1 rRNA gene is annotated in these 207 nt (G+C 58.5%); it reads right to left on the bottom strand.

From position 1 onward, the window contains the following. Positions 1–207: ribosomal RNA gene (locus ADL08_RS15680) — 23S ribosomal RNA — on the bottom strand; the annotation flags it as partial.

The following is a 207-nucleotide window of genomic DNA, read 5'->3' as shown; positions in this document are numbered from 1 at the left end:
GAGGACAAGCCCTCGGCCTATTAGTACCGGTCAGCTCCACCCCTTGCGGGGCTTCCACATCCGGCCTATCAACCCAGTCGTCTACTGGGAGCCTTACCCTCTCAAGGAGGTGGGAATACTCATCTCGAAGCAGGCTTCCCGCTTAGATGCTTTCAGCGGTTATCCCTCCCGAACGTAGCCAACCAGCCATGCCCTTGGCAGGACAAC

This window comes from Streptomyces sp. NRRL F-6492, assembly GCF_001280125.1.
GTDB lineage: Bacteria > Actinomycetota > Actinomycetes > Streptomycetales > Streptomycetaceae > Streptomyces.
The sequence above is the reverse complement of the archived record's forward strand: the minus strand, read 5'-3'. Positions and strand labels throughout refer to the sequence as shown.